Here is a 22,725-nt window from a genome sequence, read left to right as displayed (position 1 = left end):
GCGCGAAGTGAATTCGCGCCGTCGACCGATGCTGTGCATCGCCGGCCGCGCTCGGCGTCGGGACGTGAAATAGCGATCCTATTTCACTGCGCCGAGCTCAGTGAACGGTCCCGACCGCTCGCCCGACCGACATCAGGATGATCAGCCGCTCTATCTGGCGCCAGCGGCAGAAGTGGATGTGGTTGCCGAGGTCGCGGCTCCTGTCCGCCCGCGTTGCCGCTTCGACCCCCGCTTCGTCCCCGAATGTCGCGATCAACTCCTGGGCGACGGCGACGGATGAACGATCGGCGAGGTAGAGGTGCATGCGATACTCCGACGCGCGAACGGGGTAGCGCGGCCCCTCCATTCTTCAAGGCGCGTGCCAGTCCCGGGGATCGACGGTAACGCAGGGGTTACAATGGTAAACGCCTGTAAGCGCGCTGTGCCACCGATCCCATCGCGAGACACTGGCGTCCCGGAACGGAACATGGCAGGCGCATCGGCATGACTCGTCCTTCGCAGTCGAAAAGCCCCGCTGCGGGCGGATTCCTGATCGCCATCGGCCTCACGGTCGGCGCGGTACTGGGGATGACGCGCGGCAATGCGTTGCTGTGGCTGCTCGCTGGGGCGCTGGCCGGGATCGCCGCTGCCATTGCGGTGTGGTTGATCGACCGGCAGCGCTGAACCCTATTTCAAAGACCGCGCCAGCCGCACCACGCGGCCGATAATCTCCGCACGGTCGGCGCGCACCGGCGCGATCGGCGGGGCGGCGGGATTGTCGCTGGCGATCCGCAGCTCCAGTCCGATCCGCGCGACTCGCTTGACCAGCAGCGTGCCGTCGAGCCGCAGCACGAACAAACCGGGCCGCGACGACAATCGCCGGTCGCCGCTGTCGACGAACAGCGCATCGCCGTCATGGATCAGCGGCTCCATCGAGTCCCCTCGCGCGGTGATCATCGTCAGCGCGTCCGCCGCGACGCCCAGCCGTTTGGCGATGCGCGGATCGATCCGCTCCTCGCCGATCGCGCGGTCGTCATCGACCAGCCCGCCTGGCCCGGCGGCGGCTAGCGCGTCGATGCGGCGCACCGACACCATCGGGTCGGCGACCGCCCCGCCGAGCAAGCCGCGATCGATCCCGAGAAACGCCGACAGCCGGTCAATCGCCGCATCGTCCAGCCTGCGCGGCGTCCCCCGCTTCACGAACTGCTGCAGATAGGCCTCGTTGCGGCCGATCACGCGTGACAGCGCCGCGAGGCTTTTGCCCCTCCGTTCGGCCATCTCGACCAACGTGTGCCGCGCTCCGTCCATGACCAACTGTAATCTAGGAAATCTTCCTAGACAAGTTGGATTTAGGAACAGAACATGAACAGAAGAAAGCGAGTCGGAGGACATGGTTCATGCACGTGGGACGGGAAGTGGAGAAATTTCTGCGGCGGACGGGCATGCCCGCGACCAAGTTCGGACGGCTCGCCGTCAGGGATCCGCGCTTCGTGCTGGACCTGCGGATGGGGCGCGAGCCGCGCCCGCATACCGCGCAACGGGTGATCGACTTCATCGCCGCGCAGGATCAGGCGCGATGAGCAAGGTCGAGCGCGATTGCGTGCGCGTGCTGCGGGCGAGCGCGCCGGACTGCTGCCTGGAGGCGACGGTCAAGGAATGCCGTCCCTGGGCATCCGCGCTGTTCGTCGGGCATCGCCTGACGATCTCGGTAGCGGCCGATGAAGATTCGCGGCTCGACGACTGGCTGGTCACGCTGCCCGAGACCGAACTGACCTGGCCCGGCCATTTCGCCGCGAGCGTCGACGTGATCGAGCGCCGCGCGAACGCCGCGACGATCGAACTGCTGATCGTGGAGTCTTAGCCGACCCGGCGAGCGAGCGCGCGCAAGGCGTCGAGCGTTTCCTCGAGCGTCTGTTCGCGCGGCGCTTCCGACTCGGGCTGACGCTTGGCGACGCCGCGTTCGAGCCGTTCGAGCAGGTCGTGGATCGTCGCCTGCGGCAGCGGCCGGGTGGTTTCGTCGTCGGGCGAGGGCGGCGTCAGGCCGAAGGTCTCGATCCGCTCGTGCGGCGCGAACCGCGGCGCAGAGACCGGGGTGAGGACCGGCGCGGGCGCGGGCTCCTCGACCGGCGGCACTATCGCCTCCGGCTCCGGCAGGACGATCGGCACGAAGACGGGCTCGGGATCCGCGTCGGGCAACGGCGCGTCACTGGGCGTCCAATATTCCGCGATCGGCGTGTCGAGATCGGCCGGCACAGTGCGCGCGCTGACGATTTCGAATTCCGCAGCGACCTCGATCGGATCCGCCTTCACGTCGAGGAACGGCGTGCCGAGATCGCTGTTGGCGAAGACCGGGCGGCGCGGCGGGGCGTCGGGATGCGCGTCCGCGCGGCGCAGCACGGGCACGCCGTCCGCGCTCTCCCCACGCCGGAGCAGCATCGATCGCGCGCCGAGAATCAGGAACAGGCCGAACCAGGTAAGCCCACCGGCGACCAGCGCCGCAAAGAACGCCACCGCTAGCCTGGCGGTCAGCCCGAGCGGCGGCGCGGCGGCGGTCAGGATCGACGCGATGCCGCTGTCGACCGCCATGTTCTCGATCACCGCGATCGGCATGATGAGGAAAGCGATCGCGACCAGCCCCGCGACGACGACACCCGCGACGGTCGCGATCGGCAGTGCGACCTTGGTGCGATGGTCGAACAGGGATGCGAAGGGGGTCACGCGCTGGCTACCGACTGTTGCAAACATTTCAGGTCCGATTTCCGTGCGTCGACTAAGCTTTGGTAAACCGGGACGTAACGTGAAATGTTTGACGACCAGTTACGATGTTCCTCGACGAACCGGCGTCCGCGTTCCCGGCGAGCGTCCCAGCCGGAGCGATCGGCAAACAAGGCGGACATCGCGTCGGCGATGGCGGCGGGGCTGCCGGGTGCGAACAGCGTGCCGGTGTCGTCGTCGCGGATCAGTTCGCGATGGCCGCCGACGTCCGACGCGGCGACGAGCCGGCGCTGCGCCATCGCCTCGAGCGGCTTCAATGGCGTGACGAGATCGGTCAGCCGCATCTTCTTGCGCGGATAGGCGAGCACATCGACCAGACTGTAATACCGTTCGACCTGATCGTGCGGCACGCGCCCGACGAAACGGATCGCCGCCGCCACGGGTGACGCGGCGGCCTGTGCGCGGAGCGCCGCCTCCATCGGGCCGCCGCCGACCAACAGGAGCCGGGCGTTCGGGCGCTTGCCGACTAGTGCGGGCATCGTCGCGATCAGATCGTCGAGACCTTCATAATCGTAGAAGCTGCCGATGAACCCGACGACATCGTCGGTCTCGGCCAATCCAAGCCCGGCGGCGAGCGCAGCGTCGCGCGGAGCAGGTTGACCGAACAGCGACAGGTCGACGCCGTTGGGCGACACCATGATCTTGTCCGCCGCGATTCCGCGCGACACGAGATCGCCCTTCAGCCCCTCGCAGATCACCGCGACGGCATCCGCCCGGCGCACCGCGCGCGTTTCGAGCCATTTGATCGCGCGATATTTGAGCGAGCCCTCGGTCCCCGTCCCGTTACCGACCGCTGCGTCTTCCCAGAAGGCGCGGATTTCGTAGAGCACCGGCACGCCGATCGCCTTGCCGACGCGCAGCGCCGCCATAGCGTCGAGCACCGGGGAGTGCGCGTGGATTACGTCGGGCCGGAATTCGCGCGCGACCGCCGCGACGCGTTTCGCCAACGCATCGACCTCGCGCCATTCGCCGATCACCGGCAGCGATTTGGGGGGGGGCATAGTGCGATAGAAGTCGAGCCCGTCGATCGTCTCCTGGGCCGCTTCCCGCACCCCCTGCCGCGCGCCTGTAACCGCCGCGACCTGCCACCCACGCGCGATCTGCGCCTTCAAAATGGCGCGCGTGCGGAAGGTGTATCCGCTTTGCAGCGGCAACCCATGATCGAGGACGTGGAGGATGCGCATCGCGGACGAGTCTCTGCCACGACAGTGTTTAACGCAGCGTCAACCCGCCGTCGCTAGGCAATCCGAACACAGGCGGACACCGGGCCAATGATCGACAATTTCGCGCTGGCCGTAAGCCATGGACTGATGCTGCTGGCGGCATGGTTGCTGGTGATGCGTCGCGACCTCGACGATGAGCGTCCCGAACCGCCGCAAAAACCGCTGAAGCGCGACGGCAGCCGCTGAGTGCTGCACGATCTCGCCTTTGTCGGGTTCCTCGCCGCGCTGATGGGACTCGCGCTGCGGCGGCCGTTCCTGTTCATCCTGGTCTACGTCTATATCGACATCGTCTCGCCGCAGCGGCTGACCTATACTTTGCTCAATTCGGTGCCGATCTCGCTGATCGCGGTCGCGCTGGCGGTTGGGTCGTGGATGCTGGTGGATCGCAAGGAGGACAGCCGCGTCGCGCCACGTCAGATCCTCATCCTGCTGCTGCTCGGCTGGTGCGCGGTGACGACGATGCGCGCGGATTTCCCCGCCGATGCGCTGGATAAATGGGACTGGGTGTGGAAGTGCTTGGCGTTCGCCGCCTTCCTGCCGCTGACGCTGCGGACGCGATTGCGGATCGAATCCTTGCTCACCTTCATGTGTCTGTCGGCGGCGTCGATCATCATAGTCGGCGGGATCAAGACCGCGGCGGGCGGCGGCGGCTACGGCTCGCTCGATCTGATGGTGACAAACAATTCGGGGCTGTACGAAGGCTCGACCATTTCCACGGTTGCGATCGCGATCATCCCGACGATCCTGTGGCTCGGCAAGTACGGCACGATCTTCAAGCGCGACTGGAAGGTGAAATTGTTCACCGCCGCGCTGGTGTTCGCGTGCCTGCTGATCCCGATCGGCACCTCGACCCGCACCGGCCTGCTGTGCATCGGTCTGCTCGTGCTGCTGAAGCTGCGCGATTCGAAGCGCAAGCTCCTCTATATCGGCATGATCAGCGTGCTTGGTCTCGCCGCCGTGCCGTTCCTGCCGACGTCGTTCACCGACCGCATGTCGACGATCAAGACGTACCAGCAGGACGAGTCCGCCGCGACGCGCGTCGCGGTGTGGAAATGGACGTGGGAGCATGTCCAGCAACATCCACTGGGCGGCGGGTTTGAAATGTATCGCCAGAACCAGATCCGCTACGACATCGTGAAGGCGGACGGGACCAAGGACAACGCCAGGCTCGACAGCAAGCTGACCACCGACCGCGCGCGCGCCTATCACTCCGCCTATTTCGAGATGCTGGGCGAACAGGGCTGGCCCGGCTTCATCCTGTGGGCGATGATCTGCCTGGGCGGGCTGTTCCGGATGGAAGTGATCCGCCGCCGTTACCGCAATGCGGAGGGCGACGAGGCGTGGATCGCCCCGCTCGCCAGCGCGCTCCAGGCGGGGCAATTGCTCTATATGCTCGGCGCGTGCTTCATCGCGATCGCGTTCCAGCCGTTCATGTTCATGCTGATCGGCGCGCAGATCGGGCTCGACACCTACCTTGGCCGCAAGCGTGCCGAGGCGAGCTTCCGCCCGATGATGAAACGCGCCAAGGCCGCCGAGCCGCAACCGGCGCTGGCATGAGCGGCGAAGTTCCAATGGGTGGGAGCGAACTCCGTGCGCTGACCAGCGTTCGCGGCATCGCGGCGTGGATGGTGGTGCTTTATCATATCCGCCTGTCGGTCGCGGGCTTGCCCGACGCTTGGGTAAAGTTCTTCGCCAAGGGGTATCTGGCGGTCGATTTCTTCTTCCTGCTGTCGGGGTTCGTCATCTGGCTGAGCTGGGGACCACGGTTGCGCGAAGGTGGCTGGCGCGAGGTGCCGCATTTCCTGCAGAAGCGAATCGCGCGGATATGGCCGCTGCATCTCGTCGTGCTCGGCGGGGCCGTGGCGCTGGCGGTGTTGCTCGCGGCGACTGGCCGCGCCAACCCGGCCGAATATCCCTTCGGCGAGCTGCCGCTGCACATCTTCCTGCTGCAGAATTGGGGCTTCACCGATCGCCTCGCCTGGAACGACCCGGCCTGGTCGATCAGCTGCGAGCTGGCCGCCTACCTTGCCTTCCCGCTACTGGTCCGTGCGGTCGATTGGCGGACGTTGCCAAGCTGGCTCGTCGCCGGGGCCGCCGCGGCGTTTCTCCTGATCCTCGCCGCGGTCATGGCGAACCAGCCGACGCTCGGCCATGACATTGCGCGCTTCGGCCTGATCCGTTGCCTGACCGAATTCGCCGCGGGCAGCGCGATCTGCGCCTTGTGGTTGCGGTGGAGGGCGGCCCCTCGCCTACCCGCCCTTGTGGCCTTCGGCTTCAGCGCAACCGCCATCGCCGGCTGGGCGTTTGGTCTGCCCGAAACGCTCGCGATCCCGTTCGCCTTCGCCGGGCTGCTGCTCGGCCTCGCCCTCACCGCCGGTTTGCGCGGCAACCCGCTCGACGCGCCGCCGCTCCACTATCTGGGCGAGATCAGCTACGCGACCTACCTATCGCACTTCATGCTGTTCGTCGTGTTCAAGCTCGCCTTCGTCGCCGACGCGCATGCGATCCCGCCGCTGTTGGTCGGGCTTTACCTCGCGATGGTCCTCGCCTGCTCGATCGCGCTCTATCACCTAGTCGAGCGGCCCGCGCAAAAATGGGTCAACGCCCTCGCTTTTCCACGCCGGCACTCCGCCGAATTACGCCTCGGCTAGCTCTTCCGCCAAGGCCGAGATGATAGCCTGGTTGAACGCCGGGATGTCGTCGGGATTGCGGCTGGTGATCAGCTTACGGTCGATAGCTACCTCCTGATCGACCACGTCGGCGCCGGCATTTTCCAGATCGGTGCGAACCGAGGGCCAACTCGTTACGGTACGTCCGTCGACCACATCTGCCTCGACAAGCAGCCATGGACCGTGACAGATCGCCGCGACGATCTTGTCGTCGTTCATAAACTCCTCGACGATTTGGACGGCGCGTTCCTGCATCCGCATCTTGTCGGGATTGCCGACCCCACCCGGTATCACCAACGCATCGAACTCCTCGGTATCGACGTTATCGAGCGGCAGGTCGGGGGTGATGGTGTCGGCTTTCTCTCCGCCTTTCTCGCCCTGGATCGGATCGATCTTGATCGACGCGAGCGTTACCGTGGCGCCGGCGTCGATAAGCGCCTGGCGAGGCTTGAACAGTTCGTCGTTCTCGAAGCCATCAGTGGCAATCATCAGGACGCGGGCATTATTAAGGTCGGGCATCTGGAGTCTCCTTGGTCAGCCTACCTAACCCGCTGCCTGCTATACCGTTCCGGAACGAAGCGGCGAACCGCGCATTTCCTTGGCTCTAGCGAACGGAGACCCATGACCCGACTAGTCTATTGCGACGACAGCCAGCCCGGCATCACCCGGCAAAAGGTGCGGCACGGCTGGGGCTATTGGGATGCCGACGGCAAGCGAATTACCGATCGCGACGAGATCGACCGGCTCAATCGCGTCGGACTGCCGCCGGCCTATACCGACGCGTGGTTCTGCCCGAAGCCGAACGGGCATATTCTGGCGACGGGCAAGGACGACAAGGGCCGCAAGCAATATCGCTACCATCCCGATTTCCGTGCCCGGCAAGAGGGCGAGAAATATAACCGCTGCTCGATCTTCGGCGAGGCGTTGCCGAAGCTTCGCGCCCGTGTCGACGCCGACATGCGCAAGCGCGGCCACAGCAAGGAACGCACGGTCGCCGCGATCGTCAAGCTGCTCGACATCGGGCACCTGCGCGTCGGCAACGAGAGCTACGCCAAGGCGAACAAGAGTTTCGGCGCGACCACGTTGCGCAACCGGCACGCGAAAATCCGGGGCGCCACGATCAAGCTCCAGTATCGCGCCAAGTCGGGCAAGATACGCGAACTCGCAATCACCGACCGCAGCCTCGCCCGGTTCGTCAAGCAATGCCAGGATCTGCCCGGCCAGCATCTGTTCCAATATGTCGGCGCCGCGGGCCTGACACACCCCGTCACCTCGTCCGACGTGAACGACTATATTCGCGAAGCGACCGGCTGCGACTTCACCGCAAAGCATTTTCGCACGTGGGGCGCGAGCGTGATCGCGTTCGAGACGCTCGCCGGGGCCGACCACGACGTCGGGCTCAAGGCGATGCTCGAACGCGTCACCCAAGCGCTCGGCAACACGCCCGCCATTGCGCGAAAATCATATGTCCACCCGGCGCTGATCGACTTGACCAAGCAGGGCCAGGAGCGGTTTCGCAAGGACCTCGCCCTGCCGCGCGCGACGCGCTATCTCGATCGTTACGAGCGCGGGCTGATCGCGTTCCTGAAGCGCGAGGCGCAACCCCGCCGACCGGTAGCTTGAAGAGAGTTCCATGATCGAAAAGACCGCGTCTCATCCCGCAACAGATCTGCGCGACCAGGCCGGCGAATTGTACGACGCGACGATCGCCTGGTTCGTGTTGCACTGGCTGCAGATCCTGATCGCGATCGGCGCGGGCGTCCTGTTGTTTGCGGCACTGCATTTCGTACGCGGCATCGGCAGGCGGATGTGCGCGCGCGACACGTCGCGCATGGGCTGGGGCACCGTGTTCGGGCGGGCGCTCGCCAAGACGAGCAACCTGTTCATTGCCTCCGCCGCCGCCGAGATCGTCATGAGCTTTGCGCGGTTTGCGGACGCGCCCGCCGGAATCGTGTCGGTGATCCATTTCCTGTTCACGATCGCCGCGGTGCTCCAGGGCGCGGTGTGGGCGCGCGAGATCATCCTGGGCGCGATTGAGCACCGGACGTCGGCGCAGGACTATCATGGCGAGGCGCTGGTCAACGCGATGGGCCTGATCCGCCTGTTTGTCAGCTTTGCCGTGTTCGCGATCGCGCTGGTGCTGGTGCTCGGCAATCTGGGGGTCAACGTCACGGGTCTGGTCGCGGGCCTGGGCGTCGGCGGCATCGCGATCGGCCTGGCCGCGCAAAGCATCTTCGCCGACCTGTTCGCCGCTATCGCGATCATCTTCGACCGACCGTTCAAGAAGGGCGATGCGATCACCTTCGACAAATCGTCGGGGACGGTCGAGGACATCGGCATGCGATCCACCCGCATCCGCGGCACCAATGGCGAGGCGCGGATCATCGGCAACAAGCGGCTGCTCGACCAGGAGATCATCAACAACACCCAGCGCGAGATGCGTCGCGTGATCTTCACGCTCGGCATCGTCCAGACCACGCCGGTGCCGGTGATGGAGGCTTTGCCCCATCTGTTGAAGGACATCGTCGAGGATCACGAGGGCAAGTTCGTCCGCGCCGGGTTCGTCGGGTTCGGCACGCAAAGCTACGACTTCGAATTGCAGTTCGATTCGCCGAGTGCGGCGTTGCAGGACATGTTCGACCTGCGCCATTCGATCGGTCTGGCGATCGTCAAGCGCTTCAACGAAGACCGCATCGCCTTCGCCTATCCGACCGAGGTCGGCCTGACCCCCGAGGAAGCAGGCCTGATCCAGCCGAAGCGCGCGCGCAAGATCAGGGAATCGAACGAAACGATCGCCAAGCCGCCCTCATCGGGCGACACGTCGGCGGCCGATCAGGAGGATGTGGCCTAAATCCCGCCCTCGTCGAGGCTGAGCAAGGTCGCGTTGCCGCCAGCCGAGGTCGTGTCGACCGAAACCGCCCGCTCGGCGACGAAGCGATAGAGGTAATGCGGCCCGCCCGCTTTCGGCCCGGTGCCCGACAGGCCCTCTCCGCCGAACGGCTGAGACCCCACCACCGCGCCGATCATGCTGCGGTTGACGTAAAGGTTGCCGACCGCCGCCTCTGCCTCGACCACGTCGCCGGCGCGCGCGATGCGGCTGTGCAGGCCCATCGTCAGGCCATAGCCCTTGGCGTTGACCCGCGCGATCGTCTCGCTGAGCTTGCCCGCGGGCCAGGTCGCGACGTGGAGCACCGGCCCAAACCATTCGGCGGTCAAGTCCTCGACGGCGTCGAGCCGGATCAGAGTCGGCGGCACGAACAGGCCAGACGCTGGCGGGTCGAGCGTCTTGAGCACCTTGCCCTTGGGCGCGGCACGATAGGCCATGAGTTTGTCGTAGGCGGCCTGATCGATCACCGGGCCGACGTCCGTGCGCGGATCGGCGGGGTCGCCGAGCACTAGCAGCTCCATCGCCCCGTTGAGCATGTCGATCACGCCGTCGGCGATGTCATCCTGCAACAGCAGCAGCCGGAGCGCCGAACAGCGCTGGCCGGCGGAACGGAACGATGAGGTCACGACGTCGACCACGACCTGTTCGGGCAGCGCGGTGGAGTCCACGATCATCGCGTTGATGCCGCCGGTCTCCGCGATCAGCGGGACGATTGGGCGGTCGTCATCGGCGAGGAGGCTGCGCGCGATCTTCTTGGCGGTCGCGGTCGATCCGGTAAAGGCGACACCCATCACGCGCGGATCGGCGGTCAGCGCAGCGCCGGCCTCCGGCCCGCCGGGGACGAGGATCAATGCGTCTTTTGGAATGCCTGCCTCGTGCGCCAACTCGACTGCACGATTTGCGATGAAAGGCGTCTGGGGCGCGGGTTTGGCGACGACAGTATTCCCGGTGACCAAAGCCGCGACAGTCTGACCGAGGAAAATGGCGAGCGGGAAATTCCACGGCGCGATCGTCGCCCACACCCCGCGCCCGTCCAGATGCAGGGTGTTGCGTTCGCCGGTCGGGCCGGGGAGCTCGATCGGTTGCAGGCCGGCACGCGCCTGCTGCGCGTAATAGCGGCAGAAATCGGCGGCCTCGCGCACCTCGCCGATTGCGTCGGGAATCGTCTTGAACGCTTCCTGCACGCAAATCGCCATAAGTTCGTCGCGATTGGATTCCAGCAGATCGGCAAGCCGCTCCATGATCGCCGCGCGCTGTTCAACCGGCGTGGCGGACCAGCCCGGAAATGCAGCGGCAGCACGAGCGATGGCGTCTCCGACCTTCGCGACAGGCATCTCGATCGTCTTGGCGATGAGATCCGGGTAAGGCTCCCGTACCGCCCGTTCGGTGTCGGCCAGCACCTCCCGATCGCTCAAATCGATCCCGCTTGAATTCTTGCGGTCGCCGAACAGGTCGATCGGCAGCGGGATGCTCGGGTGGCGCGCGCCGCCGACCGCGGCGATCTTCTCGACCGGATCGGCGAGGATCTCGTCCTCCGACAGGCGCTCGTCGGCGAGTTGATGCACGAAGCTCGAATTCGCGCCATTCTCCAACAAACGCCGCACGAGGTACGCTAGCAAGTCGCGATGCCCGCCGACCGGCGCATAGATGCGGCAATGATAGCCTTGTTCGCGCACCAGCCGCTCGTAGAGGCCGTCGCCCATGCCGTGGAGCCGCTGGAACTCGAAATCGCGCGTGTTGCCGGCCCATTCCATCAGCGTCGCAACGGTCAGCGCATTGTGGCTGGCAAAGGCCGGGCGGATGTTCTTCGCATCTAGCATGTCGCGCGCCACCGCGAGATACGACACGTCCGTCGCCGCCTTGCGCGTGAACAGCGGATAGTCGGCCAACCCCTCGACCTGCGTGCGCTTGATCTCGCTATCCCAATAGGCACCCTTGACCAAACGGACGTTCATCAGACGGTCGAGGTTGTTCGCCCAGTCAATCACCGGCCGCGCGCGCTTGCCATACGCCTGCACCGCCATGCCGAACCCGTCCCAGCCCTTCAGGCTCGGCAGCGAGGCGACCGCGCCGATAATGTCGAGGCTCATCTCGAGCCGTTCGGACTCCTCCGCATCGACGGTCAGCGCGATGCCCTTCCCCGCCGCCTGCACCGCCAGCGCCTCCAGCATCCCGGTCAGCGCGGGGACGCAGCGATCATATTGCGCGACCTCGTAGCGCGGGTGGAGCGCGGACAGCTTTACCGAGATCGAATGGCCCGCCACCGGGTCCTTGCCCACCGCATCGATCGCGTCGGTATAGGCATTGAAATAGCGCGCGGCGTCCTCGACCGTGCGCGCCGCCTCGCCCAGCATATCGAAGCTGGCGGTGAAACCCTTGTTCTCGCCCTTCCGCATCCGGGCCATCGCCTCGTCGATGGTTCGGCCCATCACGAAGATTTCGCCCATCATCCGCATCGCCGCACCGACCGCCTGGCGCACGAACGGCTCGCCCGCGCGGCTGATCAGGCGGCGCAAGGGTCCCGCCTCCCCCTCACCCACCAGTACGCGGCCGACCACCAGCCCCCAGGTGGCGATGTTCACCAGACTAGAATTGCTTTCCCCTGTATGTGCGCGCCAGTCGGCATCGCCGAGCTTGTCCGCGATCAGGAGATCGGCGGTTTCGGGATCGGGCACGCGCAGGAACGCCTCGGCGAGGCTGAGCAGCGCGACGCCCTCTGACGAGTTGAGCCGGTATTCCTGCAGGAACTGGTTGACCCACCCCCTGTTCTGCGCCGCGCGCAGATCGGCGAGCAGGCCGGACGCATGTCCCAGCACTCGGGCGCGCGAGTCGGGGGTCAGTGCGGCACGCGCCAAAAGCGGCTTTAGAATATCGGGTTCGGCCGCCCGATACTGCGCGGCCATGGTTTTGCGGGCGGAAGACGTAGCGTCTCTTGTCATTTTCCAATTCTCGGTCGGGTCGGGCTTGCGTCGCACGCGCGGGCACGCCAGAGGAATGCCGACGGCCTTAGCGCCGAAACCGCTTCAAGGGGAATGCCGTGACCGCCACCATCACGATTCAGGAACGCGCGACGCAGATCGGCAGCGAAAACGTGTCCGATTGGGTCGAAGTGACGCAGGACATGATCAACAAGTTCGCCGACGCGACCGGCGATCACCAGTTCATCCACGTGAATCCCGAAATGGCCAAGATGACGCCGTTCGGCGGCACGATCGCCCACGGCTTCCTGACGCTGTCGCTAATGCCGCTGTTGTCCTCGCTGGTGAAGGACGCGCCGAACATCGAAGGCGTAAAGATGGGGGTCAATTACGGCGGCAACAAAACCCGTTTCCTGACCCCGGTGCCGTCGGGCAGCCGCGTTCGGGGGCGATTCAAGCTGCTCGAACTGGTCGAAAAGCGCCCCGGCCAGTGGCAGCAGACCAACGAATTCACCGTCGAGATCGAGGGCAAGGACAAGCCCGCCCTGATCGCCGAGTGGATCAGCCAGATTTTCGTTTGATCCCCAGGAGCCGAGGGTGGGGCTGACTTTGCGCGGCGCACTCTCCATCTTCCGTTCACGTCAAAGATAAGGACTTACCAATGCGCTCCGCAGTCATCGTTTCCACCGCCCGCACGCCGATCGGCCGCGCCTATCGCGGCGGGTTCAACAACACGCCGTCACCGACATTGGGCGGCCATTCGATCAAGGCCGCGGTCGAACGCGCAAAGATCGATCCGGCGGAGGTCGACGACGTCGTGTTCGGCGCCGCGCTTCAGCAGGGGGTCCAGGCGGGCAACATCGCCCGCCTCGCTCTGCTCCGCGCCGGGCTGCCCGTCAGCGTGGCGGGCATGTCGGTCGATCGTCAGTGCGCTTCGGGCCTGATGGCGATCGCCACCGCGGCGAAGGAGATCGTGCTCGACAATATGGACATCGCGATCGGCGGCGGTGTCGAATCGATCTCGATGGTGCAGACCCCGCTGATGCGCGTCGGCCGCGACGACGAACTGCTGGCGATGCACAAGGACGTCTACATGCCGATGCTGCAGACCGCCGAGGTCGTGGCGAAACGCTACAACATCAGCCGCGAGGCGATGGACCAATATTCGCTCCAGTCGCAGCAGCGCACCGCCGCCGCGCAAGCCGCGGGCAAGTTCGACGACGAGATCGTTCCGGTCAAAGCCACGATGGCAATGACCAACAAGGAGACCAAGGAAGTCACCTATCACGAGGTCGAAGTCACCAAGGACGAGGGCAACCGGCCCGAAACCTCGATCGAGGGCCTGCGCGGGTTGCAGCCGGTGCTGGGTCCGGACTTCACGATCACCGCGGGCAATGCGTCGCAACTGTCGGACGGCTCGTCCGCGTCGGTGCTGATGGAGGAATCGCTCGCATCGAAGCGCGGCCTGACTCCGATCGGCCGCTATGTCGGCATGGCGGTGGCGGGGACCGAGCCCGACGAGATGGGTATCGGTCCGGTCTTCGCCATCCCGAAACTGCTCGAGCGCAACGGGCTGAAGATGGACGACATCGGCCTGTGGGAACTGAACGAAGCGTTCGCGGTGCAGGTGCTGTACTGCCGCGACAAGCTCGGCATCCCCGACGAACTGCTCAACGTCAACGGCGGGTCGATCTCGATCGGCCACCCCTATGGCATGACTGGCGCGCGCTGCACCGGCCATGCGTTGATCGAGGGCAAGCGCCGTGGCGCGAAATACGTCGTCGTGACAATGTGCATCGGCGGCGGCCAGGGCGCGGCCGGGTTGTTCGAGGTGCTGTAAGGGGGTTCATATCGGCGGGGGGTCGGCCAGTCGGGGAGAAGTGCCGGTTGTCGTGGGGATCACGACGCTGCCGAGCCGTATCGGCCTGATCCGGCCGTGCCTCGAATCGCTGCTCGACGGCGACCGCCCGCCCGACCGGATCGTGCTCACCTTGCCCGACGCGTTGTTGCGGGAGGCGGACGGCTATGACGTCCCGGACTTTCTCGGCGATCGCGCCTGGCATGGCGGCATCGTCGAGATCGCCCGGCCGCCGCGCGATTATGGGCCGGGATCAAAGCTGCTCGGCGCGCTCGCGGCGATTGCAGAACCGGCGGTGCTAATCCTGGCCGATGACGACGTGCGCTACGCCCGCGATTTCGTCTCGCGCTTCGCGGCGGCGCAGATGGCGGCACTCGACCGCGCGTTCAGCGGCTGGACCTATCGCTGCAACGGCCTGACGATCGGCCAGGGCTGCGACGGGTTCAGCGTGTGGACGCCGCATTTGGCCGGAGCGCAGGTGTTCTTCGACCGTTGCGTCGCGGGGACGCGGTTCGTCTATCAGGACGACCTTTGGATTTCCTTCTACCTGGCGCTGAACGATATTCGCGTGACCGAATTCCCGGCGGCGGAGGGGCATTGGTATGAGCAAGTCCACGAAGTCGCCGCCCTCCGGTATCAGGATGGCGAACTCGAACGGACCGCGCTGACCCGCGACGGACTCGATCACTTGATCGCCGTGGCCGACATGCCGCCCACACGACGCGCGCGGATGCTCGCCGATCGCCACGTCAGTCATTTCGTCGGCCGCCCCGCCCGGCGAGTAGCAGGCCGTTTGCAACGGCTGGTCCGGCGCGACTGACAACCACCGGCGCCGCGCGACAACTCATCGAAGCGAATCGACGAATTCTACTCCTCGGTTGGCCCCGTTTGACGGGCAAGGCCGCCTTATCGGTTGTTGAGTTCAACCATGAGGGGGCTTTTCATGCATCTACCGTCCTTCCTTTCCGCCGGTCTGGCAATCTTGTCGGCCAGCTTCGCCTTGTTCGCCGCGACGCCCGCCGTGGCGGAAGACTATGTTTGCGGATCTTCGGCTCCGTATCTGGCCAATTACGATTTCGCCCAGACCTATGAGGTCTATGCGATCGCCAAATACACCGAATTTGGCGCCTGCGGATCGGGCATCAGCAATTCGGACACCGCACCAGCCGGCGCGAGCACGCTGACCGACATCTTTCCCAAGACTGACCCGATTACGCGCGCCATCCTGTTGGGCGTCGCCAGCGATTTGCCCGGCGACCCGACAGGTCAGCAGCATCTGGTGGTGTTCACCAACACCGCGTTCGCCGCGAGCGCGCAAGGCATCGCGTTCGGCACCCTGTTCCCAACCAGCAATGAAGCTCAGTTGATCGCGGCATTGCTGTCGATGGCGAACGGCACCGGCATCGACAGCGACTATGACCTGCTGTCCAACTTCGCCAGTGGGGTCGCGTTGACGGGACCCAATGGCGACGCCGGATTCGGACTGCGCGACACGTTCGCCGCGATCGCCTTTTCGAACGGTCAGACGATCGGCACCGGCTTGCTCTACGCAACCCCGGCCCCGACCAATGCGGTGCCGGAACCAGCCACTTGGGCGACGATGATGCTGGGCTTCGGCATGATCGGACTAGCATTGCGGCGGCGTCCGGTTCGGCGCGTCCGTTTCGCCGTGTGACCATGCCCGCTATCGCCCAAGGTCGGCGCTTCGCAGGGGATATCAACTGTCCCAATCCGCGCCACCTGCGGCATCGCGGTCGGCGCTTGCAAGTGCCGCCGGTTGCAGCGACACTCCCGCGCGTGTCTGATGGGGAAGGCGCCAAGGTCCGGGCCGGGCGCGGCAGCGCGGGGGTATCCGCCGAACTGCTCGCGGCCTGCTATGACGACGTTCGTCGTATCGCGCGCGGCATCGTCGCGCGCGACGGCCCGAACCGTTCCCTGCAGGCGACCGAACTGGCCAATGAGGCGGCGATCCGGCTGATCGGGCTGGACCGCATGGAGGTCCACGGCAAGGCGCACATGCTGGCGATGGCCGCGCGGACGATGCGCCGCATCATGATCGACGAAGCGCGCAAGGGCGCGGCGGGCAAGCGCCGGATGCCGACCATGGTCACGCGGTGGCCCGACGATCCCGCCGCCGCGCTGATGGACATCCACGATCTCGACCGCGCGCTCGAAGCATTGGCCGAGGTGTCGCCCGAACATGCTCAAGTCGTGGAATTGCGGTTCATGCTCGGCCTGACGGTCGAGGAAGCCGCCCAGGCCAGCGGCCTTGCCGAGCGCACGATCAAGCGCCGCTGGCAAGCCGCGCGCGCCTGGTTGTTGGAACATCTGGGCGATGACGATTCTATCGGTTGATGTCGAGCGCGACGCGCTCGCGCGGGTCGAACGGCTGGTCGACGCGACGACGGAGCGCCAGCGCGCACGCATCCTCGCCGGGGCCAGTCCCGAGGTGCTCGCGCGCGTCGCCGCGCTCGAGGCGAGGCTGGATACCGGCCGCAACGCATTGCCGACGCTGATCCCGGGGAGCGGCGAGTTCGACAACGCGGCGCTTCCTCCCACCAAGGTGGGTGCGTTCCGGCTGACCGAGCGCGTCGGCCGCGGCGGCATGGGCGAGGTGTGGGCCGGCGTGCGCGACGACGGGCTGTTCGACCAGACCGTCGCCATCAAGCTGATCCAGCGCCACGCGCTGGCCCGCGCCGCAGAGGCGTTCAACGACGAGCGCCGATTTCTCGCTCGGCTGGAGCATCCCAATATCGGGCGGCTGATCGACGGCGGCGTCACCGAAGACGGGCTGCCGTGGCTGGCGATGGAATATGTCGATGGCGTGCCGATCGACGAAGCCGCGGAGGATCTGCCGCTCGACGCACGCGTGACCTTGTTCGTGAAGGCCGCCGACGCGGTGCAATATGCCCATAGCCGGATGATCGCGCACGCCGACCTGAAGCCGTCCAATATCCTGGTCAGCCGTAATGGACGGCTGAAATTGCTCGACTTCGGCATTTCGCAACTGATCGACGGCGAGGCCCGGCACGCGCCGCCCTCGGCGGGCTCGTCCTCCGGCGCGATCACGCGCGCGTTCGCCAGCCCACAGCGTCTGGCCGGCGCCGGGCCGTCGGTCGCCGACGATGTGTTTGCGCTGGGCCGCACGCTGTCGGTGATGATCGAAGACGAGGACGATTCCGAACTCGCGGCGATCGCCGCCAAGGCGCAGCATCCCGAGGAACAGAGAAGATACGGCAGCGTCGCCGCGCTGATCGCCGACGTCGAGCGCTGGCGCGGACAATTGCCGGTCTCCGCCCTGCCCGCGACGGTGCGGTATCGCGCGAACAAGTTCGTCGCGCGCCATCGCATCGGGGTCGGTGCGACGGGCGCGGCCCTTGTGCTGCTGAGCGCCACCTCGCTGGTCGCGACGACCAGCTATGTCCGCGCCGAACAGAACAGGACGGTCGCCGAAGCGCGGTTCGACGAAGTGCGCGATCTATCGCACTTCATGCTGTTCGACTTATACGACGAACTCGCGCGCCAGCCCGGCACCGTCGCCAAGCGGGCCGAGATCGCCGCGACGGCGGCGCGCTATCTCGACCGGCTGATGCTGACGAAGAACAGCACAGTCGACCTCAGGCTCGACGGCGCAAAGAGCTATCGGCGGCTGGCGGCGATCGAGGGATTGCCCGGCAATTCGGATTTGGGCCGGCCCGACAAGGCAGCGGCCGCGCTCGACCGGGCGGAGGCGATCCTCACGCCGCTGATCGCTGATCGCCCGCGTAACGCCGATGCGCTCGCCGAACTCGGCTGGGTTTATGCCGATCGCTGGTCGCTGCACGCCGATAACCAGGATTCGCCGGCCGCCAACCGCGCCGCGATCAAGTGGTTCGACGCCGCGCTGACGATCGCACCCAACAACGCGTCGGCCTTGCTCGGCAAGCTGACCGCCGAAAAGAATACTGGTTACGACCTGATCTGGAGCGCCGACAAATCCGCCGAGGCGTTGCCGCAGATGCGCGCGGCGCTCGCCCGGCTGAAGGCACGAAAATGGCCCGCGTCGCTTGCCCGCCAAGCGCGGATACTGGAGATCAGCCTGCTCAACCGGATCGGCGACGCGCTTTATTACACCGGCGATATTCCCGGCAGCCTCGGCCCCTATCGCGCCGCCGACGCGCTGATTGATGCCGCAATCGCTGAGGACGGCGCGATCCCGCAATGGCTGATCCAGAAGGGCGAGGAAGCGTTCAACATCTCCGGCTCGCTCGGCGATAGCGGGCAGGAAGCCGAGGCGCTGTCGGTCGCCGAACAGGGCGTCGCGACGCTCAAGAAGCTGCTCGTCTACGGCCCCGACGCGGCGGCGGAAAAGAAACTGCTGGTGCTCTACGGCCAGCAGGCCGCCCTGCTAGGTGACATGGGGCGTGCGGTCGACGCGCTAGAACCCTCGGCGGCGAGCGTGGCGCTGCGTGAAGCGCGACTGGCACGGTCGCCCGGCAACCCGCAGCGGATGCGCGATCTCGCGATCGGCCTGGCCCCGCACGCCAAGCTGCTCGACAAGCTCGGGCATCAGCAGCAAGCCTGCGCCGCCGCGACCCGCGCGTTCACAGTATGGAGCGACATTCGCGCGCGCGGCAATCTGGGCGCGCTCGATGCCCGCAAGAACCTGCCCCAAAGTGAGGCGCTTAAAATCAAGCTTTGCGCACCCGCCTGAATCGGAGGCCCGCATGCCGCGCAACCAAGGCGGCCGAGCGTCGTTTTCCCCGGTAGATCCAATCGAGGAGCGAAGACGATGGCCGACACGCACGAGATCAAGCAGCATTTCTGGAAGAAGCTTGCCGACAGCCCGTTTCTGATGATCGGCCTGGATGGCGGCGGTCACGCGGAACCGCTCACCGCGCAGCTCGATCAGGATCAGGTCGACACGCTGTTCTTCTTTATCGGGAAGGACAATCGGCTCGCGGGCGGCGGCCGGGCGATGGCGCAGTTCGTATCGAAGGGGCACGATTTCTTCGCCTGCCTGGCAGGCACCGCGCGCGTGGACAACGACTTCGCGATGATCGACAAGCTTTGGAACAAGCAGGTCGAGGCCTGGTTTCCGGGTGGCAAGGATGATCCCAACCTTGCGCTGCTGCGCTTCGACATAGCCGATGCCGAGATGTGGGAGACCGACATGTCGCTGGCCGGCAAGGTGAAGATGCTGTTCGGCGGCACGATCAAGGTCGGCGACGAAGGCAGCCACGCGAAGGTGAGTACCACAGCGGAGTAGGGCGGAGCCTGACCGTACCTGACGGGTGAAGCGGCGCGCCGGCGAGTTTACCCGCCGTGCGCGCTGATCCACTTCTCCACCACCGGCGCGATCTGGTTGCGCCACTTGCTGCCGTTGAAGATGCCATAATGGCCGGCGTCGGCGACGAAATGCCGCTTCATCGCGGCGGGCACGTTCTTGCTGATCGTTAGCGCCGCCTTGGTCTGGCCGAGTCCGGAAATGTCGTCACGCTCGCCCTCGATCGCCAACAGCGCGATGTCGGTGATCGCCGCCGGATCGACCAGGCGGCCACGGTGCGTCATCTCGCCCTTGGGCAGCGCGTGCTTCTGGAATACCACGTCGATCGTCTGGAGGTAGAATTCGGCGGTCATGTCGCAGACCGACCGATATTCCTCGTAGAACTTCATGGTCGCTTCGGCTTCCATGTCCTCGCCCTGGACGAGATGTTTGAACATTTCCCAATGCGACATCATGTGGTTGCCGAGGTTCATCGTCATGAACCCTGCGAGCTGGAGGAAGCCCGGGTAGACCTTCCGTCCAGCGCCCGGATAGTTCATCGGCACCGTCGCGATGACATTCTGCTCAAACCAGGCGAACGGGCGTTCGGTCGCCAGCGTGTTGACCGCCGTTGGCGCCTCGCGCGTATCGATCGGGCCGCCCATCAGCGTCAGCGTCTTCGGGCGGCAGGGATCCTTGTCGGCGCTCATCACGCACGCTGCGGCATAGGCTGGCACCGAGGGCTGGCACACCGCCAGCATATGCGCGCCCGACCCGATCACGTGCATGAACTCGATCAGGTAATCGATATAGTCGTCGAGATCGAAACGGCCGTCCGTCAGCGGCGCTTGCCGCGCGTCTCGCCAGTCGGTGATGTAGACGTCCGCGAACGGCAACATCCGTTCAACCGTGCCGCGCAGCAGCGTGGCGTAGTGGCCCGACATCGGCGCGACGATCAGCAACCGCGGGCCGCCTTCCACACCATGCCGCACGAAGCGCTTGAGCTGACCGAACGGCTTCCTGAGCACGATCGACTCGGTGACGTCGATCTCCTTGCCGTCAATCACGGTGTGATTGAGTCCGAATTCGGGCTTGCCGCGCGGCGCCGCGGCATGGGCGAACACCTCCAGCGCCGACGCCAGCACCGGGCCGCCACCGAAATAGGCGAACGGATTGGCCGGATTGCTCAGCAACTCCGCGCCGAAATTGGCCCATGCGCTGGCGCTGGCCAGCATCGAGCGTTGAAATTCGTAAGCGTTGTACAGCATGGGTTCGTTATACATCGCGATCATTTCCTTTGTCCGAACCACTAGAACCGTGTTGCAGCGCACACAACGTCCAAAAAGATGCGACGTTGCGGGCCGTGGGACACCGCTCTAGGGCGTAACGATCATGGCCGACCCCGTTACCGACACGCCGAAGCCGGGCCGCAAGCTCGGTAGTCTGAAAATGGTCTGGCGCGCGGTGGGCCGCTATCCGGGCCATCTGGCGGTGGCGCTGGCGGCGCTGCTGACGACGACCGCGACGACGCTCAGCCTTACCTATGTTCTGCGGATGGCGATCGACGGGCGGGCGGGTGTCGGCGACGATCGCGCGTTCCTGTTGCTGTTCATCCTGGTCGGCGTGCTGGCGATAGCGACCGCGATCCGCTTCTACTTCGTGTCGTGGCTGGGTGAGCGCACCGTCGCCGACGTTCGTGTTCTGGTGCAATCGAACCTGTTGCGGCTCGAACCGGGCTGGTTCGAGGAAAACCGTCCGTCGGAGATCGCGTCGCGCCTCACCGCCGACACCGCGCAGATCGAAATGGCGGTCGGTTCCACCGTCTCGGTCGCGCTGCGCAACCTGCTGACCGGGATCGGTGGCCTCGGGCTGCTGTTCTATTACGATTCCTCGCTCGCGGGGTTGCTGGTGATCGGGATTCCGGTCGTCGTGCTGCCGATCGTGCTGCTCGGCCGACGCGTGCGCGCTACCTCGCGGTCGAGCCAGGACCGCATCGCCGATATTGGCGCGATGGCGGTCGAGACATTGTCGGCGATGAAGGTCGTCCAGGCGTTTTCGCAGGAACGGCGCGAGTCGGAACGGTTCGCCGGGGCTGTCGATCGCGGGTTCGCAGCCGCCAAGCGCCGCATCCTGATCCGGGCGGTGATGACCTCGCTGGTGATCGGGCTGCTGTTCGGCGGACTCGCCTTGCTGTTGCGGACGATGCTCGGCGCGGTGTCGGCGGGTTCGATCTCTGCGGGGACATTGCTCGCGTTCGTCACGACCAGCGTGCTTGTCGCGGGCGCGTTCGGCGCGCTGACCGAAGTTTATGGCGACTTGCTCCGCGCGGCGGGCGCCGCCGAGCGGCTGAGCGAATTGCTCGCCGAGCAGCCCAAGATCGCCGCCCCCGCCAACCCCGTTGCGCTGCTCGAACCGGCGCGTGGCGCGATCCGCTTCGACCATGTCGAGTTCCGGTACCCGACCCGGCCCGATGTTTCCGCATTGCACGATTTCTCGCTCGACATCGCGCCGGGCGAGACGTTGGCAGTTGTCGGGCCATCGGGCGCGGGCAAATCGACGCTGTTCCAGCTCATCCAGCGTTTCTACGATCCGCAAGCTGGGAGCATTGCGATCGACGGCGTCGCGCTCCCGCAAGCCGATCCCGCCGACATCCGCCGCCGCATCGCGATGGTGCCGCAGGAAACGGTGATCTTCGGCGCGACCGCGCGCGACAATGTCCGTTACGGGGAATGGGGCGCGAGCGACGACGCAATCTGGGCCGCCGCCGAGGCTGCGAACGCCGCCGAATTCCTCCGCAAGCTGCCCGACGGCCTCGACACCTTCATGGGCGAAGGCGGCGCGCGCCTGTCCGGCGGCCAGCGCCAGCGGCTCGCGATCGCCCGCGCGCTGCTCCGCGATGCCCCGATCCTGCTGCTCGACGAAGCGACCAGCGCGCTCGACGCCGAGAGCGAGCGGCTGGTGCAGCAAGCGCTCGAACGGCTGATGGACGGGCGCACCACCCTCGTCATTGCGCACCGCCTGGCGACCGTGCGCGCCGCTGGGCGGATCATCGTGATGGACGACGGCCGCATCGTCGAGGAAGGTACGCACGCCAGCCTCAATGCGCGCGGCGGATTATATGCCAGGCTGGCGGCGCTGCAGTTCAGCGAGGCTGCCTGATCGGGAGAGATA

The 22,725-nt window shown here is 65.9% G+C and carries 23 protein-coding genes; 16 read left to right on the top strand and 7 right to left on the bottom strand.

What is annotated here, in order from left to right; genetic code table 11:
• Positions 1–97 precede the first annotated feature (97 nt).
• Complete coding sequence (locus tag J0J06_RS00200; RefSeq protein ID WP_294039346.1) at positions 98–304, bottom strand: hypothetical protein; 207 nt, start codon at positions 302–304, stop codon at positions 98–100.
• Positions 305–483: 179 nt separating this feature from the next.
• Here J0J06_RS00200 and J0J06_RS00195 point away from each other — a divergent pair, with 179 nt between their 5' ends.
• Positions 484–663 (top strand): hypothetical protein, encoded by a 180-nt coding sequence (locus tag J0J06_RS00195; RefSeq protein ID WP_294039345.1) that lies wholly within the window; start codon positions 484–486, stop codon positions 661–663.
• Between the two features lie 3 nt (positions 664–666).
• Here J0J06_RS00195 and J0J06_RS00190 read toward each other — a convergent pair whose 3' ends face one another.
• On the bottom strand, positions 667–1,287 hold the full coding sequence (locus J0J06_RS00190) for a S24 family peptidase (protein WP_294039344.1): 621 nt from the start codon (positions 1,285–1,287) through the stop codon (positions 667–669).
• 89 nt (positions 1,288–1,376) lie between these two features.
• Here J0J06_RS00190 and J0J06_RS00185 point away from each other — a divergent pair, with 89 nt between their 5' ends.
• Positions 1,377–1,559, top strand: coding sequence for a hypothetical protein (locus tag J0J06_RS00185; protein WP_294039343.1), 183 nt, complete (start codon positions 1,377–1,379; stop codon positions 1,557–1,559).
• Positions 1,556–1,840, top strand: coding sequence for a hypothetical protein (locus J0J06_RS00180; RefSeq protein ID WP_294039342.1), 285 nt, complete (start codon positions 1,556–1,558; stop codon positions 1,838–1,840). Before J0J06_RS00185 ends, J0J06_RS00180 begins: the two co-directional genes overlap by 4 nt.
• Here the strand turns inward: J0J06_RS00180 and J0J06_RS00175 are convergent.
• Positions 1,837–2,697: a hypothetical protein gene (locus J0J06_RS00175; RefSeq protein WP_294039341.1), complete on the bottom strand. Its 861-nt coding sequence runs from the start codon at positions 2,695–2,697 to the stop codon at positions 1,837–1,839. The genes J0J06_RS00180 and J0J06_RS00175 overlap by 4 nt on opposite strands.
• On the bottom strand, positions 2,694–3,938 hold the full coding sequence (locus tag J0J06_RS00170; RefSeq protein WP_294039340.1) for a TIGR04063 family PEP-CTERM/XrtA system glycosyltransferase: 1,245 nt from the start codon (positions 3,936–3,938) through the stop codon (positions 2,694–2,696). Before J0J06_RS00170 ends, J0J06_RS00175 begins: the two co-directional genes overlap by 4 nt.
• Before the next feature lie 87 nt (positions 3,939–4,025).
• On the opposite strand from J0J06_RS00170, the gene J0J06_RS00165 reads away from it, so the two are divergent.
• The 3 genes from J0J06_RS00165 to J0J06_RS00155 are packed head-to-tail and all read left to right on the top strand — an operon-like array spanning position 4,026 to position 6,628.
• On the top strand, positions 4,026–4,163 hold the full coding sequence (locus J0J06_RS00165; RefSeq protein WP_294039339.1) for a hypothetical protein: 138 nt from the start codon (positions 4,026–4,028) through the stop codon (positions 4,161–4,163).
• Positions 4,164–4,166: 3 nt separating this feature from the next.
• Positions 4,167–5,534 carry a putative O-glycosylation ligase, exosortase A system-associated gene (locus tag J0J06_RS00160; protein ID WP_294040787.1) on the top strand — a complete coding sequence of 456 codons (1,368 nt, stop codon included), beginning with the start codon at positions 4,167–4,169 and terminating at the stop codon, positions 5,532–5,534.
• Positions 5,531–6,628: an acyltransferase gene (locus J0J06_RS00155; RefSeq protein WP_294039338.1), complete on the top strand. Its 1,098-nt coding sequence runs from the start codon at positions 5,531–5,533 to the stop codon at positions 6,626–6,628. The genes J0J06_RS00160 and J0J06_RS00155 overlap by 4 nt, the downstream gene beginning before the upstream one ends.
• Here the strand turns inward: J0J06_RS00155 and J0J06_RS00150 are convergent.
• Entirely contained in the window at positions 6,614–7,165 is a 552-nt protein-coding gene (locus tag J0J06_RS00150) for a type 1 glutamine amidotransferase domain-containing protein (RefSeq protein ID WP_294039337.1), read from the bottom strand. The genes J0J06_RS00155 and J0J06_RS00150 overlap by 15 nt on opposite strands.
• A 102-nt stretch (positions 7,166–7,267) precedes the next feature.
• On the opposite strand from J0J06_RS00150, the gene J0J06_RS00145 reads away from it, so the two are divergent.
• Together J0J06_RS00145 and J0J06_RS00140 are read left to right on the top strand one after the other, a co-directional pair.
• A complete protein-coding gene (locus J0J06_RS00145; RefSeq protein WP_294039336.1) occupies positions 7,268–8,269 on the top strand; it encodes a DNA topoisomerase IB in 1,002 nt (333 codons plus the stop codon).
• A 10-nt stretch (positions 8,270–8,279) separates the two neighbouring features.
• Positions 8,280–9,497 carry a mechanosensitive ion channel domain-containing protein gene (locus tag J0J06_RS00140; RefSeq protein WP_294039335.1) on the top strand — a complete coding sequence of 406 codons (1,218 nt, stop codon included), beginning with the start codon at positions 8,280–8,282 and terminating at the stop codon, positions 9,495–9,497.
• Here J0J06_RS00140 and putA read toward each other — a convergent pair.
• Positions 9,494–12,472 (bottom strand): bifunctional proline dehydrogenase/L-glutamate gamma-semialdehyde dehydrogenase PutA, encoded by a 2,979-nt coding sequence (putA, locus tag J0J06_RS00135; protein WP_294039334.1) that lies wholly within the window; start codon positions 12,470–12,472, stop codon positions 9,494–9,496. The genes J0J06_RS00140 and putA overlap by 4 nt on opposite strands.
• A 98-nt stretch (positions 12,473–12,570) precedes the next feature.
• Between putA and J0J06_RS00130 the strand changes: the two genes are divergently transcribed.
• The 7 genes from J0J06_RS00130 (at position 12,571) to J0J06_RS00100 (ending at position 19,557) form a co-directional block, all read left to right on the top strand.
• Entirely contained in the window at positions 12,571–13,032 is a 462-nt protein-coding gene (locus J0J06_RS00130) for a MaoC family dehydratase (RefSeq protein WP_294039333.1), read from the top strand.
• An 80-nt stretch (positions 13,033–13,112) separates the two neighbouring features.
• A complete protein-coding gene (locus tag J0J06_RS00125) occupies positions 13,113–14,291 on the top strand; it encodes an acetyl-CoA C-acyltransferase (protein WP_294039332.1) in 1,179 nt (392 codons plus the stop codon).
• 40 nt (positions 14,292–14,331) lie between these two features.
• Positions 14,332–15,129 (top strand): hypothetical protein, encoded by a 798-nt coding sequence (locus J0J06_RS00120; protein ID WP_294039331.1) that lies wholly within the window; start codon positions 14,332–14,334, stop codon positions 15,127–15,129.
• Positions 15,130–15,252: 123 nt separating this feature from the next.
• Complete coding sequence (locus tag J0J06_RS00115) at positions 15,253–15,984, top strand: PEPxxWA-CTERM sorting domain-containing protein (protein ID WP_294039330.1); 732 nt, start codon at positions 15,253–15,255, stop codon at positions 15,982–15,984.
• A 122-nt stretch (positions 15,985–16,106) separates the two neighbouring features.
• Positions 16,107–16,664, top strand: coding sequence for an ECF-type sigma factor (locus tag J0J06_RS00110; RefSeq protein WP_294039329.1), 558 nt, complete (start codon positions 16,107–16,109; stop codon positions 16,662–16,664).
• Entirely contained in the window at positions 16,645–19,002 is a 2,358-nt protein-coding gene (locus J0J06_RS00105; protein ID WP_294039328.1) for a serine/threonine-protein kinase, read from the top strand. Before J0J06_RS00110 ends, J0J06_RS00105 begins: the two co-directional genes overlap by 20 nt.
• Before the next feature lie 78 nt (positions 19,003–19,080).
• Complete coding sequence (locus J0J06_RS00100; RefSeq protein WP_294039327.1) at positions 19,081–19,557, top strand: pyridoxamine 5'-phosphate oxidase family protein; 477 nt, start codon at positions 19,081–19,083, stop codon at positions 19,555–19,557.
• 47 nt (positions 19,558–19,604) lie between these two features.
• Here J0J06_RS00100 and phaZ read toward each other — a convergent pair whose 3' ends face one another.
• Positions 19,605–20,822 carry a polyhydroxyalkanoate depolymerase gene (phaZ, locus tag J0J06_RS00095; protein WP_294040786.1) on the bottom strand — a complete coding sequence of 406 codons (1,218 nt, stop codon included), beginning with the start codon at positions 20,820–20,822 and terminating at the stop codon, positions 19,605–19,607.
• A gap of 124 nt (positions 20,823–20,946) precedes the next feature.
• Between phaZ and J0J06_RS00090 the strand changes: the two genes are divergently transcribed.
• Positions 20,947–22,713, top strand: a complete 1,767-nt coding sequence (locus J0J06_RS00090; RefSeq protein ID WP_294039326.1) for an ABC transporter transmembrane domain-containing protein — start codon at positions 20,947–20,949, stop codon at positions 22,711–22,713.
• The last annotated feature ends 12 nt before the right edge of the window (positions 22,714–22,725 follow it).

It is taken from the genome of Sphingomonas sp. (assembly GCF_017304615.1).
In the GTDB taxonomy this organism is placed as follows: domain Bacteria; phylum Pseudomonadota; class Alphaproteobacteria; order Sphingomonadales; family Sphingomonadaceae; genus Sphingomonas.
This window is presented reverse-complemented; position numbering and strand designations above follow the sequence as displayed.

What these genes read in the sequence shown, in the direction of transcription:
- phaZ (WP_294040786.1), bottom strand. Translation starts at nt 20,822, where the DNA reads ATGCTGTACAACGCTTACGAATTTCAACGCTCGATGCTGGCCAGCGCC.
- J0J06_RS00165 (WP_294039339.1), top strand. Translation starts at nt 4,026, where the DNA reads ATGATCGACAATTTCGCGCTGGCCGTAAGCCATGGACTGATGCTGCTG.
- J0J06_RS00155 (WP_294039338.1), top strand. Translation starts at nt 5,531, where the DNA reads ATGAGCGGCGAAGTTCCAATGGGTGGGAGCGAACTCCGTGCGCTGACC.
- J0J06_RS00090 (WP_294039326.1), top strand. Translation starts at nt 20,947, where the DNA reads ATGGCCGACCCCGTTACCGACACGCCGAAGCCGGGCCGCAAGCTCGGT.
- J0J06_RS00100 (WP_294039327.1), top strand. Translation starts at nt 19,081, where the DNA reads ATGGCCGACACGCACGAGATCAAGCAGCATTTCTGGAAGAAGCTTGCC.
- J0J06_RS00150 (WP_294039337.1), bottom strand. Translation starts at nt 7,165, where the DNA reads ATGCCCGACCTTAATAATGCCCGCGTCCTGATGATTGCCACTGATGGC.
- J0J06_RS00145 (WP_294039336.1), top strand. Translation starts at nt 7,268, where the DNA reads ATGACCCGACTAGTCTATTGCGACGACAGCCAGCCCGGCATCACCCGG.
- J0J06_RS00125 (WP_294039332.1), top strand. Translation starts at nt 13,113, where the DNA reads ATGCGCTCCGCAGTCATCGTTTCCACCGCCCGCACGCCGATCGGCCGC.
- J0J06_RS00140 (WP_294039335.1), top strand. Translation starts at nt 8,280, where the DNA reads ATGATCGAAAAGACCGCGTCTCATCCCGCAACAGATCTGCGCGACCAG.
- J0J06_RS00170 (WP_294039340.1), bottom strand. Translation starts at nt 3,938, where the DNA reads ATGCGCATCCTCCACGTCCTCGATCATGGGTTGCCGCTGCAAAGCGGA.
- J0J06_RS00195 (WP_294039345.1), top strand. Translation starts at nt 484, where the DNA reads ATGACTCGTCCTTCGCAGTCGAAAAGCCCCGCTGCGGGCGGATTCCTG.
- J0J06_RS00105 (WP_294039328.1), top strand. Translation starts at nt 16,645, where the DNA reads ATGACGATTCTATCGGTTGATGTCGAGCGCGACGCGCTCGCGCGGGTC.
- J0J06_RS00115 (WP_294039330.1), top strand. Translation starts at nt 15,253, where the DNA reads ATGCATCTACCGTCCTTCCTTTCCGCCGGTCTGGCAATCTTGTCGGCC.
- J0J06_RS00180 (WP_294039342.1), top strand. Translation starts at nt 1,556, where the DNA reads ATGAGCAAGGTCGAGCGCGATTGCGTGCGCGTGCTGCGGGCGAGCGCG.
- J0J06_RS00200 (WP_294039346.1), bottom strand. Translation starts at nt 304, where the DNA reads ATGCACCTCTACCTCGCCGATCGTTCATCCGTCGCCGTCGCCCAGGAG.
- J0J06_RS00185 (WP_294039343.1), top strand. Translation starts at nt 1,377, where the DNA reads ATGCACGTGGGACGGGAAGTGGAGAAATTTCTGCGGCGGACGGGCATG.
- putA (WP_294039334.1), bottom strand. Translation starts at nt 12,472, where the DNA reads ATGACAAGAGACGCTACGTCTTCCGCCCGCAAAACCATGGCCGCGCAG.
- J0J06_RS00190 (WP_294039344.1), bottom strand. Translation starts at nt 1,287, where the DNA reads ATGGACGGAGCGCGGCACACGTTGGTCGAGATGGCCGAACGGAGGGGC.